General features: G+C 68.6%; 11 protein-coding genes. 4 read left to right on the top strand and 7 right to left on the bottom strand.

All coding sequences use genetic code 11. From position 1 onward, the window contains the following. The first annotated feature begins 4 nt into the window (after nt 1–4). The 3 genes from atpD (at nt 5) to OG474_RS03850 (ending at nt 2,424) form a co-directional block, all read left to right on the top strand. Entirely contained in the window at nt 5–1,459 is a 1,455-nt protein-coding gene (gene atpD / locus OG474_RS03860; protein ID WP_405060784.1) for a F0F1 ATP synthase subunit beta, read from the top strand. Then, nucleotides 1,460–1,864: a F0F1 ATP synthase subunit epsilon gene (locus OG474_RS03855; RefSeq protein ID WP_405060783.1), complete on the top strand. Its 405-nt coding sequence runs from the start codon at nt 1,460–1,462 to the stop codon at nt 1,862–1,864. A 128-nt stretch (nt 1,865–1,992) separates the two neighbouring features. Next, on the top strand, nt 1,993–2,424 hold the full coding sequence (locus tag OG474_RS03850; protein WP_405060782.1) for a DUF2550 domain-containing protein: 432 nt from the start codon (nt 1,993–1,995) through the stop codon (nt 2,422–2,424). A gap of 999 nt (nt 2,425–3,423) precedes the next feature. Here OG474_RS03850 and OG474_RS03845 read toward each other — a convergent pair. Continuing rightward, nucleotides 3,424–3,771 carry a TraR/DksA family transcriptional regulator gene (locus tag OG474_RS03845; RefSeq protein ID WP_405060781.1) on the bottom strand — a complete coding sequence of 116 codons (348 nt, stop codon included), beginning with the start codon at nt 3,769–3,771 and terminating at the stop codon, nt 3,424–3,426. Nucleotides 3,772–3,843: 72 nt separating this feature from the next. On the opposite strand from OG474_RS03845, the gene OG474_RS03840 reads away from it, so the two are divergent. Beyond that, nucleotides 3,844–4,668 (top strand): ATP-grasp domain-containing protein, encoded by an 825-nt coding sequence (locus OG474_RS03840; protein WP_405060780.1) that lies wholly within the window; start codon nt 3,844–3,846, stop codon nt 4,666–4,668. Here OG474_RS03840 and OG474_RS03835 read toward each other — a convergent pair. From OG474_RS03835 to OG474_RS03810, 6 genes are read right to left on the bottom strand one after another with little or no spacing between them, the layout of a single operon-like run. After that, the gene (locus OG474_RS03835; RefSeq protein ID WP_405060779.1) at nt 4,650–5,696 is read right to left on the bottom strand and encodes a hypothetical protein; all 1,047 of its coding nucleotides are present in this window, start codon (nt 5,694–5,696) and stop codon (nt 4,650–4,652) included. The two genes, OG474_RS03840 and OG474_RS03835, sit on opposite strands and share 19 nt — an antisense overlap. Beyond that, the gene (locus OG474_RS03830) at nt 5,693–6,409 is read right to left on the bottom strand and encodes a response regulator transcription factor (protein WP_405060778.1); all 717 of its coding nucleotides are present in this window, start codon (nt 6,407–6,409) and stop codon (nt 5,693–5,695) included. The genes OG474_RS03835 and OG474_RS03830 overlap by 4 nt, the downstream gene beginning before the upstream one ends. 2 nt (nt 6,410–6,411) lie before the next feature. Beyond that, nucleotides 6,412–7,017, bottom strand: a complete 606-nt coding sequence (locus tag OG474_RS03825; protein ID WP_405060777.1) for a response regulator transcription factor — start codon at nt 7,015–7,017, stop codon at nt 6,412–6,414. A gap of 56 nt (nt 7,018–7,073) precedes the next feature. Further along, on the bottom strand, nt 7,074–7,529 hold the full coding sequence (locus tag OG474_RS03820) for a sigma factor-like helix-turn-helix DNA-binding protein (protein ID WP_405060776.1): 456 nt from the start codon (nt 7,527–7,529) through the stop codon (nt 7,074–7,076). 55 nt (nt 7,530–7,584) lie between these two features. Then, nucleotides 7,585–11,073, bottom strand: coding sequence for a BTAD domain-containing putative transcriptional regulator (locus OG474_RS03815; protein ID WP_405060775.1), 3,489 nt, complete (start codon nt 11,071–11,073; stop codon nt 7,585–7,587). After that, nucleotides 11,057–14,107 (bottom strand): BTAD domain-containing putative transcriptional regulator, encoded by a 3,051-nt coding sequence (locus OG474_RS03810; RefSeq protein WP_405060774.1) that lies wholly within the window; start codon nt 14,105–14,107, stop codon nt 11,057–11,059. The genes OG474_RS03815 and OG474_RS03810 overlap by 17 nt, the downstream gene beginning before the upstream one ends. Nucleotides 14,108–14,250: the final 143 nt, after the last annotated feature.

Here is a 14,250-nt window from a genome sequence, read left to right as displayed (position 1 = left end):
AGAGATGACAGCGACGGTTACCGAGAAAGACAACAGCGGCGCGGCTGGTGCCGTGGGCCGGGTTGCCCGGGTCATCGGCCCGGTCGTCGACATCGAGTTCCCCGCGGACGCGATGCCGGAGATGTACAACGCGCTCGAGGTGGACATCACCTTGGCCGAGGTCACCACCACGATCACCCTCGAGGTTGCGCTGCACGTCGGCGACAACATCGTCCGGGCGATCTCGATGAAGCCCACCGACGGTCTGGTCCGGGGCGCCGAGGTGCGCGACACCGGTGCCGCGATCTCCGTCCCGGTCGGCGACGTCACCAAGGGCCGCGTGTGGTCCGTGACCGGCAAGTGCCTGAACCAGGACGAGTCCGAGTTCGAGATCACCGAGCGCTGGCCGATCCACCGCAAGGCGCCGGCCTTCGACCAGCTCGAGTCCAAGACCGAGATGCTCGAGACCGGGATCAAGGTCCTCGACCTGCTCACCCCGTACGTCCAGGGCGGCAAGATCGGCCTGTTCGGCGGTGCGGGTGTCGGCAAGACCGTCATGATCCAGGAGATGATCTACCGGATCGCCCACAACTTCGGTGGCACCTCGGTGTTCGCCGGTGTCGGTGAGCGCACCCGTGAGGGCAACGACCTGATCCACGAGATGGAAGACGCGGGCGTGTTCAAGGACACCGCGCTCGTCTTCGGCCAGATGGACGAGCCGCCGGGCACGCGTCTTCGCGTCGCGCTGTCGGCCCTGACGATGGCGGAGTACTTCCGGGACGTGAAGGAGCAGGACGTTCTGCTCTTCATCGACAACATCTTCCGGTTCACGCAGGCCGGTTCCGAGGTCTCCACGCTGCTCGGCCGGATGCCCAGCGCCGTGGGTTACCAGCCGAACCTGGCCGACGAGATGGGTGTTCTGCAGGAGCGGATCACCTCGACGCGTGGTCACTCGATCACCTCGATGCAGGCGATCTACGTGCCCGCCGACGACTACACCGACCCGGCGCCGGCCACCACGTTCGCGCACCTGGACGCGACCACCGAGCTCTCGCGAGTCATCGCGTCGCGTGGTCTGTACCCGGCCGTCGACCCGCTGACCTCCACGTCGCGGATCCTCGACCCGCAGTACATCGGCCAGGAGCACTACGACGTGGCCGTCCGGGTGAAGCAGATCCTGCAGAAGAACAAGGAACTGCAGGACATCATCGCCATCCTCGGTGTCGACGAGCTCTCCGAAGAGGACAAGATCACCGTCGCCCGCGCGCGCCGGATCGAGCAGTTCCTCTCGCAGAACACCTACATGGCGGAGAAGTTCACCCAGACGCCGGGTTCGACGGTGCCGCTGAAGGACACCATCGAGTCGTTCAAGAAGATCGCGGACGGCGAGTGCGACCACATCGCCGAGCAGGCCTTCTTCAACGTCGGTTCGCTCGACGACGTCGAGCGGCGTTGGGCCGAGCTCCAGAAGGAGCTGTAAATGGCTGAAGACACCGGCAAGCACCTCGAGGTCGCGCTGGTCGCGGCCGAGCGGGTGGTCTGGGAGGGGCAGGCGACGATCGTCATCGCCCGCACCACCGACGGCGACGTCGGTATCCTCCCGGGGCACGCCCCGTTGCTGGGTCTGCTGCAGGGTGGCACCGTCCAGGTGCGGACCGTCGACGGGGAGTTCCTCGTCGCGGCCGCTCCGGACGGCTTCATCTCGGTGGCGAACGACCGGGTCTCGATCCTGGCCGAGAACGCCGAGCTGGGTCACGACATCGATCTGGAAGACGCCCGTCGCGAGCTCGAGCAGGCGCTCGCGGCCGGCACCGCCAGTGAGTCCGACGCGGACGAGGTCCGCGCCGCCGAGGCCCGGGTCCGGGCCGCCGAGACAGCATCCTGAAGTACCGCGGGTGGGGTGGGGCCGATCACGGCTCCACCCCACCTGTCATAATCGAAGAACGTCACTGACAGTACGGTTTCTCCGGCGGTGCCGGGACGAGTGGGCACCGGAAATGGGGTCGGCAAGGTATGAGAACAGTCCTCGATGTCGTCGGGGTCTGTCTGGCTGCCGCCGTACTGCTGATCATCGCTTTCGCGTGCCGTCGTCGCTGGTTGACCAGGGACGGCGGCACCTTCGATTGCAGCCTCCAGCTGGCCGAGAAGGACCACGGCCGCGGCTGGGCCCTCGGCCTGGCCCGCTACGTCGGTGACGACCTGCAGTGGTTTCGCGTCTTCAGCCTCGCCTGGTGGCCCAAGCTGGTCGTCAACCGCCGCCAGCTCGAAGGCATCAAGACCCGCCGCCCGATGGGCAACGAACCCCTGGTCACGTATGCCGGCCACGTCATCGTCGACGCCGACCTCCGCGACCGCACCGTCCATTTCGCGATGACCGAAGAGGCCCTCACCGGCGTCCTCGCCTGGATGGAATCCGCACCCCCGAGCACCCAGACCTACCTCTGACCGTGCAGCGTGGCCAGCCCCCGCTGACGGCCTGTTCCAACCGCTGACGTCCGAAGAATCCGAGGGCGTGGTCGGCGTGTTTTAGGACGCTGCCCGCCGTGGCGGCGAGCGAAACCGCCTTTGTGGAACCAAATAGGCGCCCAGCGGCCTCAATGTTCCACAAAGGCGAGTGGATGCCGGTTTGCGGAGTCCTACTGTCACCCAGCGGCAGTAGATCACCGCAAAGGGGTTGGTGTTCCCCGATTCGCGCCGCACCGGACAGGCCGGACACGTACCCGGTGGCTGGTCGCCGCGGCGGCCGATTTGCTGAAGTGCTAGGCGGGCGTGGTCTGGGGCTGAGGGGGATGGCGAGGCCGGTGACCGCGTGCCCGGTTGTTTGAGCTTCCGGGCTTCGGTTGCGGTCCCGGAAAACGAGGGGATCTCCCCGCAAGTTGCTGGTTCTTCCCTCAAATTTTGAGCAGAGAAGGGTCAACTTGAACGGATATCCAGCCAAATTTCCGCAGGCCAGGCAGGCGAGGCAGGCAACCCGAACCGCAGTGGTCAACCACGGCGGCGGGTCACCTGGCAGGCCTCCTGATCGTCGGGAGCAACCACCGCGGCGGGGCAGTTGCGAAGCCTCCTGATCGTCGGGAGCAACCACGGCGGCGAGTCAGCTGACAGGCCTGCCGATCATCGGGAGCAACCACCGCCCGGAAGCTCAAGCAACCGCAACCGTGGTCACCGACCGCACCATCCCCCTCAGCCGAAGACCACCCCAGCCACCCGTCTCCGTAAATCCAGCCGCAGCGGCGACCGGCCACCGACTACCTCACCGGCCGAATGCGAGCGGCGGGATGGGACGAGCACATCCGGGAAGGCGGGGTTCCTGGCTAGCCACAGCCCCCGACCCCCGCGACCGATCACCTCCCGCGATCCCGGGCAAACCTGCAGTCACCGCGGCTAACGTCCGAAAGACACGCTGACGACGTACTGCGATCCTTCGGACGTTGCGAGGGGACGTTAGGACGCGCAGGTGATGCAGGTGCGGGCTGCGGGGCGGACGAGCAGGCGCTCGGGCGAGATGGGTGCACCGCAATGCTCGCAGCGGCCGTAAGTGTCGCTGGTCAGGCGCTCCAGCGCCAGGTCTACGTCAGCCAGGTGCGCAGTGGCTGCCGCGAGGAGCGCACTGGTCTGGGAGCGCTCGAACGCAATGGTTGATCCTTCGGGGTCGTGCTCGTCGTCGGTTGCGGTGAGCCGGCTTGCCTCGACGATCGTGCTGACGTTCTCGGTCAGCGAGGTGATCAGCTCGCGGGTGTGCTCGCGGTCCGCGGTCAGCAGCCGGCGGAGTTCGGTGAGGTCAGGTGGCACTCGACCAGCCTCTCACCGAATCGCGACACCCTCTGTCGGGTATGGCGGCCGAGATTTAGGGAGGATGGAGGCATGTTGCTGGTGCCTGGGGATCCTTTGAACGCGCGGCGGGTCGATCCGCACTTCGCGGCGCAGGCGGCGGCCGCGCGGGAGCTCGGGGTCGCGGTGGCACGGATCGACCACGACGCGTTGACGGTCGACGGGGTGCCGGCCGCGGCGGACGCCGTCTATCGCGGCTGGATGATGACCACGGCCCAGTACGGCGGATTCGCGGGCGCGCTGGGGGAGCGGGGCGTCGCGCTGCGCACCGGCCCGGAGAGCTATGGAGCCGCGCACGAGTTTCCAGGCTGGTACGGCGCTCTCCAGTCGGTGACGCCCGAGTCGGTGTGGACGACCGGGGGCGAGCTGCGCGATTTGGTTGCCGTGAGCAAACAGCTCGCCGAGGGACCGGCCGTCCTCCGGGACTACGTGAAGTCGATGAAGCACTACTGGGACGAGGCCGCCTACATCCCGGACGTCGCCGACACAGCCGCGGTGGAGCGGATCGGCGGCCGGTTCCTCGAGCTGCGGGACGACGCATTCGCCGGTGGGTTCGTCGTACGGCGCTTCGAGGAGTTCGTCGGGGCCGAAGCGCGGACGTGGTGGGTTGGTGGCCGCTGCGTGCTGGTGACACCGCATCCGGACACCCCGGACGAGCTGCCGGAGCGCGTGGACCTGATCGAGGTGGAGCCACTGGTGGCGGATCTCGCGCTGCCGTTCGTCACAGTCGATCTGGTACGGCGTTTGGACGGCGCCTGGCGCGTGGTCGAGTTGGGCGACGGCCAGGTCAGCGACTGGCCGTCATCCCGCGACCCGAAGGAACTGATCAGCGCACTGTTTCAGAAGCCGCAGGCGTAGAGACTGCCGCCGGTGCTCGGTAGCAGCCGGGGCAACGGGTAGAGACCGACCGCGGCGAAGCTCAGTCCGGCGTCGTTCGCGATGGCACGGGCCTCGGCGAGGATGCCTTCCTCAGCGGGGTCCTCGATCATCAGCGCGAGCCGCCCGTGCCGGTGGTGCAGATCCGGGCTGCCTGCGCGCAGCGACTCGACCGAGTAGGCCAGCCGCGTCAGCTCCGCATAGGACTCCACCGTGCGTACCGAGGCGGCTGCTGCCCACGCTGGGTCCTCGCGGGCCAGAATCTGCAACGCCTCACCAGGCGCCCGACCCGGCGTCCGTCCGTGCGCGGTATCGGCCAGTCCGGTCAGCGCCCGGACGAACAGGGCGTTCAGTCCGACGGACCGACTGCGTTCGTACAACAACCGCCGTACCATCGCGGCCCGTTCGTGGACGGCTGTCTGCCACTGCATCCAGGTCGTGTGGGGCAGCCGTGGGCGACCGCGTTCGTCGAGCTGGGCGAGCAGGTAGTGCAGCGGCGGCAGATCCCAATGCAGCACCGGCTGTGCAAGCTTCGGCGTCCGCCGGAACGCCCCCGCGAACCCTGCGAGCGCGGCACTCATGGTGGTCTCGTACGTCGACAGTCGGGCGTCCGCAGCGAGCGCAGGGCCCGGCAACGCGAGGCCTGCGGACCGCAGGCTGCCTGTCCCGCCCAGCGACAGTCCTGAGAACACAGCGACCTCAGTGAACGTCCGGCCCACCAGTGACGACAGTCCGCGGCCGCGGACCCAGTGCTGCGTCCCCGTCCCGTCGTCGACGCACAGGTACCAGCCACTGTCGTCGGAAACCGCAGGCGAGCCGACGATGAACCCACCGATCTCTAGAGACTCCAGAAGCATCCCGAAACGCTCCCGGGCGTAGCGGAGCGAGCGGGCGTCCGGTGCCTGGTGCAGGGTGTAGCGCGGGGTCAGTGCGACCGTCGGACTGTTCTGGCTGCCGACGTGGTGCTGCCAATCGACCGGTGCGACCGCTAGCGCCGGAGCCGAGGTCATCCGGCCTCCTCCGCGATCCGCAGCCCGGCACCTAGGTCGGAGATCACCCCGGTGCGCCAGGCGAACGCGACCGCATGCGCGCGGTTGTTCAGCCGGTGCCGTCGCATCAGCACCTGCAGCACGTTCTTCACCGTGCGTTCGGAGTACTCAAGCTTGACCGCGATCTCCTCGGTGCTGTCGCCCTCGGCGAGCAACCGGAGGATGTCGCGCTCCCGGGCGGACAGTCCGGACATCGTGAGCCCGTTGGGTTCCAGTACGTCGCGCTGCACCCGTTCGAACTGGGCAAGCAGGCTCCCCTGCAGCCAGGAGGGCAGGTAGGCCTCGCCCCGGCCGACGGCCAACACGGTCTGCACCAGCTGCTCACCAGTCGTCCGATTCCGCTGCAGTACGGCGGCGACGCCGTACTGGAGGACCGACAGCCCGTCGAGCCGGAACTGGTCGCCGATGATGACGCACCGCGGTGGCGATTCGAGCCGGGAGGTGGCGCGCGCCTTGCTCAGGAAGGCCAGCGCGCGATCGCTGATCGACTCCCCGATGACCACGATCACGGCGGCATAGGCCAGCTCGGGCTCGGCGAGCACCGTCAACCGGGAGTCCGCACGCAGCAGGTGATCGGCGCCGCGCGCGGTGACCGCGTCGGAAGCATGGACGGCGACGGTCATCGACTCGGCGGCCGTCATCGACGAGCGCCGCCGGTTCAGGAAGCTGTCCACGGCTAGATCACGCCCGTCCGCATCGCGTAGGAGACCGCGTGCGACCGGTTCCGCAACCGGACCCGGGTTGTGAAGGCGTAGATGATGTTCTTGATCGTGCGCTCGGAGTACCCGAGCTCCTTGCCGATCTGGTGCGTGTCCAGACCCTCGGCCATCAGCCGCAGCACGTCGACCTCGCGGACCGACAGCCCGGACGCCGCGGCGCCACGGTTCTCCAGCACCTCGCGCTGCAGCCGCTCGACGTCGTTCTGCGGCCGGAGGTCGGACGCGCCGCTCGCGGCGGCGATGATCGCGCGGAGGAGTTCGTTCTCGTCGGCCGCCGCGCGGGACACGATCGCGGCCACCCGGCACTTCAGCGCCGGCAGCAGCTGTGCTTCGTCGATCTCGTTGGTGATCAGCACGATCGGCGCCCGCACGGTGTCGGCGGCCGCCCGCAACAGCTGCTGTGCTTCACCGGCCAGCCGCTCGACCGCCACGATCACGACGTCGACCGGACCGGGGTCCGCGGCGTTCACCACGACGATCTGCGGCAACGGTCGGAGCACCACCTTCACCCCGGTCAGCGTGAAGGGGTCGGTGGCGTAGACCGAGACTCTGAGCTGTTTCATGATGCCCTCCGACGATGCCTCACCTAGCTACTGCCTTCATGGTGGTCGGCGGCCCTTCACGAACTCTCTAGCACGACCACTCCGCGGCTGAGGCGGGCTTGTACGGCGTCGACCGAGCACCTCATGATCTGCGCGATCTCTGCGTCCGGTAGGTCTTCGAGATAGCGCAGTACGACGATGGCGCGGGTACGGCGGGGCAGCGTGGCGAGTGCCTGCAGGAGAGCCGGCTGCGGAGTCTTCGGCGCGCGAGGTGTGCGCCGCCACCAACGCGTGCCGGCGGTCACCATGGCGGCCAACGTGTAGCTGTCCAGCGCCTCTGACTTGAGCGCACTGCGACGGAACCAGACCTTGGTCAGTACGGCGTGCGCCAGGCGCTCGGCCAGCTGCCAGTCACCGGTCAACAGATAGCCGAACTGCCGCAGCGCCGTGAACCGGCCGTCCACGAAATCAGCGAATTCCTCAGCGGTAGCGGAGGTCCGCGCACCGGCTGGGAATTCTATGGTTCGGTTCATTGGCGTTCCTGGACCCGTTGGGAAGGCTAGCGGACCCATCGTCGACGGTGGACCTTCAGGAACTCTCTAGGCGACCGGCGACCTGTTCGCGGGAGGTCGCGCCGAGCTTGCCGAGCAACCGGGCGACATGGGCCTGGACGGTACGGCGGGGGAGGCCGAGCTGCTCGGCGATCGCGAGATTCGAGTGGCCGGCGGCAACGCGCCGCGCGATGTCCGCCTCCTGCGACGACAGGGCGTCCCGCCGCGGCACCGAGCTGTCTCGGTAGACGCCGTACCCGGCCAACCGGCGAGTGGCCCGTTCGAGGTCCCAGTTCGCGGACAGGTCGACGTACTGGCGGCTGCACTCGCTGAACGCCAGCCGGGCCGCCTCGAGGTCACCACTGTGCGCCAGCAGTACTGCGGCATCTTCCAGAGCGGTGGCGAGCTCGACGACCCGGCCGACCTGGCGGAAGTGATCGGCTGCGGCGAGGACAAGCGCCGGATCCTGAGCCGCGAGGCCCCGGCACCACTGGTCCGCGGCCACGGCGCGCGCAGCCGGTCGCTCCTTGGCCGCCTCAGCAGCCGACAGCGCCAGTGCCCGTTGTACGTCGTCGTCCGCGCCGACGTCGAGCGCGAGCCGCACCACCATCGGCAGCCACTGGTGCCGCAGCATCAGCGGTGCGAACTTCGGATCGAGTAGCGGCTGCAGTACGGCGAGCGCCCGCGCACCTGCACCGCGCTGCTCGAACATCTGCGCTCGGGCGACCAGCAGGAAGTCGACGTTCTCGCGCTCTTCGTCAGTACGCGGAAGCTGATCCGCCACGGCGTCGAGAATGCCCGCGACGCGGAGCCGGTCGCCGCGCCGACCGGCGAGGTACGCCGCGATGCCGTGCAGGAGCAACGTCGCCGCCGGGGCCTCGCGGCGACCGGGCAAGGTCAGCTCGGCGGCCTTCTCGAAGATCGTGTCGAGCTCGACGAGCGCCTCGGTCCACCGGCCGGTCCAGTAGTAGTGCACCGCTGCCGGGATCTGCAATTGGTTGCCGATGGCCCGGTTTGTCGCGATCTCCCGGGCGAGGCGCAAGGTGTCGTCGGCCTCGGCCATCCGATCCAGGTTCTGCAGTGTGAACAGCCGGTTGTCGAGCAGGTCCAGGCGCAGCTCGACGAGGTGGTGAGCGCTGCCGACGATCTGGATCGCCTCGTTGATCTCCTGCAGTGCCATGGTGTGATCGCGCCGGATGCAGGCGATCCGCCACAGGGTCTGGTGCGCGTGCGCGGTCAGGTAGCGCCCGCCGCCCGCGGCCAGCGCCTGCCGTGCGGTCGCTTCCGCGCCGTCGAGATCGTTGAGGCGCCCGCTGCCGAAATTCGCCAGCACGTACTGGAGCCGCTGCCGCCACGCGTCTGGTACGTCGGGATCGGCGACACCGTCCGCGAGGATCCGGGACGCGGTCTCGGTGTCACCAGCCCGATACCGCAGTACGGCGAGCAGCTGCCGCAGCTCGGCGACGTTCGACGGGTCCTTGGCGAGGTGGAGGGCAGTCTGCACCTCAGCGACCGGCCGTCGGTCCAGCCGGAACAGCACCCGGGCCAGAGTCACGGCCAGTGTCTCGTTGCCGGGGCAGACCTCCAGTGCTCTCGCCAGCAGGTCGGCGGCCAGCACAGGCGCCCGATTGGCGATCGCCTCGCTGTTGTCGACCAGCCACTGCACCACCCAGGCGTCCGGTACGCCGGCCGCCGCGAGCTGCTCGGCCACTCGGTTTACCGAGGCGCCCACCGCAGCGAGCGCCGCTGCCGTCCGACGGTGCCGTCCGGCGCGCTCGTCGACGGGGATGCCCTCGTAGAGGCCCTTGACCAGCAGGGGAAACAGGAAGGTCAGGTGGGTCCGGTTGTCGACGAGCACGGTCGCTGTGACCGCCTCCTCGAGCGGCGCGACCAGCTCCGACGGCGGCTGGCCAAGCACGGCCGCAATGTCGGTGACGGTGAACTCTGTCCCCAGTAGCGCCGCCCATTCCAGCAGCTCGCGCGTGCCGGGAGTGAGGACCCGAAGATTGCGCAGCACCATCTCGAGGATCGCGGTCTCCGTCGCCGCCTCGGACTCGGCGGTGAGATCCGTGGTGCCGGAGACCGTCTGCAGAGACTTCGTTCGGACCAGCACCTGGATGTACTCGGTGATGCCGAACGGGTTCCCGTTGGTGGCGGCCAGCGCCTCGCGCAGCCCGGGTCCCGGCTCGGCGCCCAGCAAGCGCCGTACCAGCTCGACTCGCTGTTCGCCGTTCAGCGGTGGCAGGTCGGCGACGAGACCGCCGGTCGCCGCGACTGTTTTGCGCAGCCGGGTGAGGTGGGGTGTGCGTGGCACCGGTCGGGCGGCGGCGATCAGTAGCAGCGGCAGTTGCCGCGTCGCTGTGATCAGCCGGTGCCACACCAGCACGCTGGCCTCGTCCGCCCACTGCATGTTGTCAGCCACCAGAACCAGTGGGCCTTGTGCACACAGTTCGTCGACTCGCGCCAGCAACTGCTCAGTGGTGCGGGCCTCGCTACCCAGGCAGTCGGTCAGCAGCTGGAACGGCTTGGATCCCTCAACCCCCTCCGCCCAGCCGATCTGACAGTCCGCATCCTTGAGCGCTTGGAGCAGCAGCTCCGACTTGCCCAGGGTGAAGCCCTCGATCCAGGCGGTGCCGCCCTGACCAGCGCGCAGCTTGTCGATCAGACCGCGCAGTTGCTCGAGCTCATGCTGCCGGGCGACGAACACTGTCTCCTGCCCCAGCCGTTCGGTGACCCACTCGGGCAGTCTCCGCAGCGGCTCAGCTGCTGTGCAGTTGAGCTCCGGGTCCTGGGTAAGGATCTGCGTCTGGAGCCGCTGCAGCTCAGCGCCCGGCTCGATGCCGAGCTCGTCAACCAGCCGGGCTCTGGTGTCCCGGAACACCTCCAGTGCAGCCGCATGCTGACCGGCCCGGTACAGCGCGAGCATCTGCAGCTCGCGGAACCGCTCACGCAGTGGGTACTCCTGAGCCAGCACACCGAGCTCAGCACCCAGCCATGCATCCGCACCGAGCTCCAGTAACGCCTCCGCGCGCAGCTCATGCGCGAGCAGCCGCAGTTCACTCAGCCGGATGCGTTCCTGCTCCGCATAAGGACCCGGTACGCCGGACAGCGGATCGCCGTGCCACAGCTCGAGCGCTTCCCCCAGTACGGCGACGCGCTCCTTCCGGTCGGGTAGGTTCTGCGCCTGGCCGATCAGTTGATCGAGCCGGATGGCGTCCACTAGCTCAGGTTTGATCCCCAGGCTGTAGCCGTTCGGTCGCCGGGCCAGCAGCTCGCGCTGTGGTTCCAGGGCTCGCCGCAGTCCGGAGACATACGTGTGCACGTTGCCCCGTGCACTCGCTGGCGGCGCGGCACCCCACACTGCAGCCATCAGTTCGTCCAGCGTCACCAGCCGGCCGGCGTTCAGCGCCAGCACTGCGAACACTGCACGCTGCCGAGTCGGTCCGAGCTTCAGACCACTGCCGTCGCGCGTAGCGTGCACCGGACCCAGCACATTGACACTCAGCTCGTCACTGCCGCTCGGCACGGTCGCACTCCGTTCCCTTACTGGTGAGCGCCTGCATGCGCGCATTGAGTCGCCAGACGTCGGTGACCGCGCCGATCGCGCGATACCGCCGTACTGCGTCGTAGAAGGCTTGGCGCGCTTCCGCAGCCTGCCCTTGCTTGCCAAGTAGCCACGCCAGGTCCGCTGTGGCGTGGATGGCCAGGAGCGTCAGCCCTTGCACTGTCTCGAACCGCACTGTGGCCGCGCGGACGCGCTCGGGATCGGCTGCGACCAGACCGAGGCAGTACTCGCGGACAGCCAGCTGGCCGGGGGACAGGTCCGCAGCTGGTAGTGAATCAAGGAGGTGTCGCACTCGGTCGAGTTGTGCGGCATCCTCACTCGACGAGGCGAGTGCGATGACGCGGGGGAGCCAGCGCGACCACGGACTCCCGCTCACCGCTGGCCACAGGAGGTCGATCGCCTGCTGCAGTTGGCCCGCCCGCTCGGCCCGCATCGACTGCGTCATCAACAGCACCTGGTGCGAGTCGCCGTACCGCGCATAGGTGCCGGCTGCGACCGCTTCATGCGCTGTGGCGGCGTCCCACTCACCGCGGTGCGTGTCGATCAGAGCGATGCTGGCGTGGCTGAAGCCGGGGCTGTCCGGCGACAGGTATGACGGTCGAGCAGCGTCCGAGTCCAGCAGCACCTCCGCCTCGGCGATCGCACCGGCCCAGTCGCCGGCCCAGTAGTGCTGTCCCGAGAGCAGCCGGTGCAGGTCACCAGGCATCGCCCGGTACGGCGCCATCCGCCAGACCTCACTCGCGTCCAGGAAGTCCGGCGTACCGAGCTCGGCCGCCGTCTTGTCGTCCAGGAACTGGAACCCGGCGATCGCAGGTGCCTCGGACCGCGGCCGGACGTCTCCCCACGCGAGCGCCTGGGTGAGGTGCCACGCCCGCGGTTCGTCGGCCAGTCTGTCGAGCAGCCGCTCGTGCCGACTGAGCCACCGCTCCTCGACGCGCTCGTCACTCAAGGTTTCGGTGACCTGTCCCAATGCCTCGTCGATCCGGCCGAGCCGGTGGTTCACGTAGGCCAGGACCCACCGCATCTCCGCGGCCAGGTCAGGGTCGGCCGTCCGAGCCAGCACCGAGGAGGCCTCCGGCCGCGGGTCCCACCCCTGCCAGAACAGCAGTCTGGCCAGCATGGCAGTCAGTGAGATGTCGGGACGCACCGAACCGGATCGCAGCAGGTCGATCGCAACCTTGGGCTGCTCGGCCGCCACCGCACCGATGTGGTCTCGCACCCAGTCCTGAGCCCACGGCGCCACAGTTGGCAGCGCTGCAGCCAACTGCTCAGCAACCCGTACGGCGGATGCTCCGGAGCGAACCAGGTTGTCCGCGAGCTCGTGGTGCAGTGCGACGCGCATCGCCTGCGGAGTGTGTTCGTACAACGCGGTCCGCACCACCGGCTGCCGGAAGCGCAGTGTCTCCCCGGCCCTTCGGAGCACGCCCAGACTCTGGGCTTCCTCGATCAGTGGTTCCGCATCCGTCGCAGCGAGTTCTTCCTTGCTGAACGTGGTTCCGAGCAGGGCAGCGCGTTGCAGCATCGCGTGCGTGGGTTCGGACAGGAAGAAGAGCTGGTCGTTGATCGATGCGGTCAACTGCTGGGACGGATGCTGGTCCTGCCCCGGCCCGGCGAGGTCGGTGGCGATCGCGTGCAGATAACCGGGGTGGCCGGCGCCGGCCTCGACCGCCTGCCGCTGCCGAACCGACAGCGGTGCGCCCAGCCGTCGTGCTGCCAGCAAAGCGGAGTCGTCCGGCGTCAACGGCTCGAGGCCGATGACCAGGCCACGCTGCAGCTCGCTCTGCATCGGCCGGCCCGCGGCGATCAGAAGCAACGGCAGGTGTTCGGCCAGTCTGGCGAGACTCTGCCAGACCCAGACCGTGGTCGCGTCCGCCCAATGAAAGTTGTCCGCGGCAACAATCAGTGGACCTTGGCCGCAGAGCCGGGTCACCACCGTCCGGACCTGCTCGGCGGACAGTGTGTCGTTGAGGCAAGCGTTGATCAGCCGCATCGGAATCTGACTGTCCAGCTCGTCAGCCACCGCCCACCGCACCTGTGTCTTGGGTAGGGGCTCGGAGTTGAGGGCCTCGGCGAGTAGTGCGGATTTGCCGATTCCTGGTGCACCTTCGATCCAGACCGTGCCACCTCGGCCGGCGAGCACCCCGTCCACGGCCGACCGGAGCTGCTTCAGCTCGGCTTCGCGTCCAACGAAGAGCTCCGGCCGCGCGGGCCGCCGTACCGAGGTCTGGCGCGCGCCGAGCAGTTGCTCGTGCAGCCTGCGCAGCTCCGGACCCGGATCGATCCCGGAGAGCTCGCCGAGACTCGCCTCGGTGGTCTCGTACACCCCGAGCGCCTCGGTGGTCCGCCCGCTGTCGTGCAGCGCGCGCATCAGCAGCGCGGGCAGTTTCTCGCGCAAGGGATGCTCCCGGCAGAGCGCGCACAGTTCGTCGACGAGTTCAGCGTGCCGACCGAGCTCGAGCAGGAGCTCCGCCCGGTTCTCCACGACGGTCAGCCGCAGCTCGGCCAGCCGGGCCCGGTGCGTCTGCGCATACGGCCCAGGAATTCCATCTAACGGCACACCTTGAGACAGCGCCAGCGCCGCGTCGAGCTCGGCGATCGCCGCCGGCAGGTCTCCCGTGGCTCGGTGCTGAGCCGCGGATGACCGCCGTACGTCGAACTCGTGGACGTCGACGTGATCACGGGGGAGTCGCAGCGTGTACCCGGGCCCGGTCGACGCGAGCACCCCGTCACCTGACCGGGGAGCCAGCTCGGGATCGAGGACCCGGCGCAGGCCGGAGACGTAGGTGTAGATGCTGCCGTTCGCACTCGCCGGCGGCGCCTCGCCCCAGACCGCGTCGATCAGCTCGTGCCGGGAGACCGGATGCCCGGCCGACAGCGCCAGCACGGTGAGCACCGCGCGCCGGTGCGCCGAACCGAGCTCGAGCTCGTCCGCGCCACGCCAGGCCCGGACCGGTCCGAGGACCTGGATCCGCAGCCCGGTCTCCGCGTCAGCCATCCTTGTCTCCGTCGTCGTGTCCGGTGGGTCTCGGAATCAGATGTCCCGGTACGCCGCTTTGGTTGAGCCCGAATTGGTGTCTTCGGGCAGCTGTGATGTTCGACCGGGCAATCGGGCCCGGATCAGGGGTCTTACGCCAAGAC

This window comes from Kribbella sp. NBC_01505, from assembly GCF_045040285.1.
GTDB lineage: Bacteria > Actinomycetota > Actinomycetes > Propionibacteriales > Kribbellaceae > Kribbella.
The sequence above is the reverse complement of the archived record's forward strand: the minus strand, read 5'-3'. Positions and strand labels throughout refer to the sequence as shown.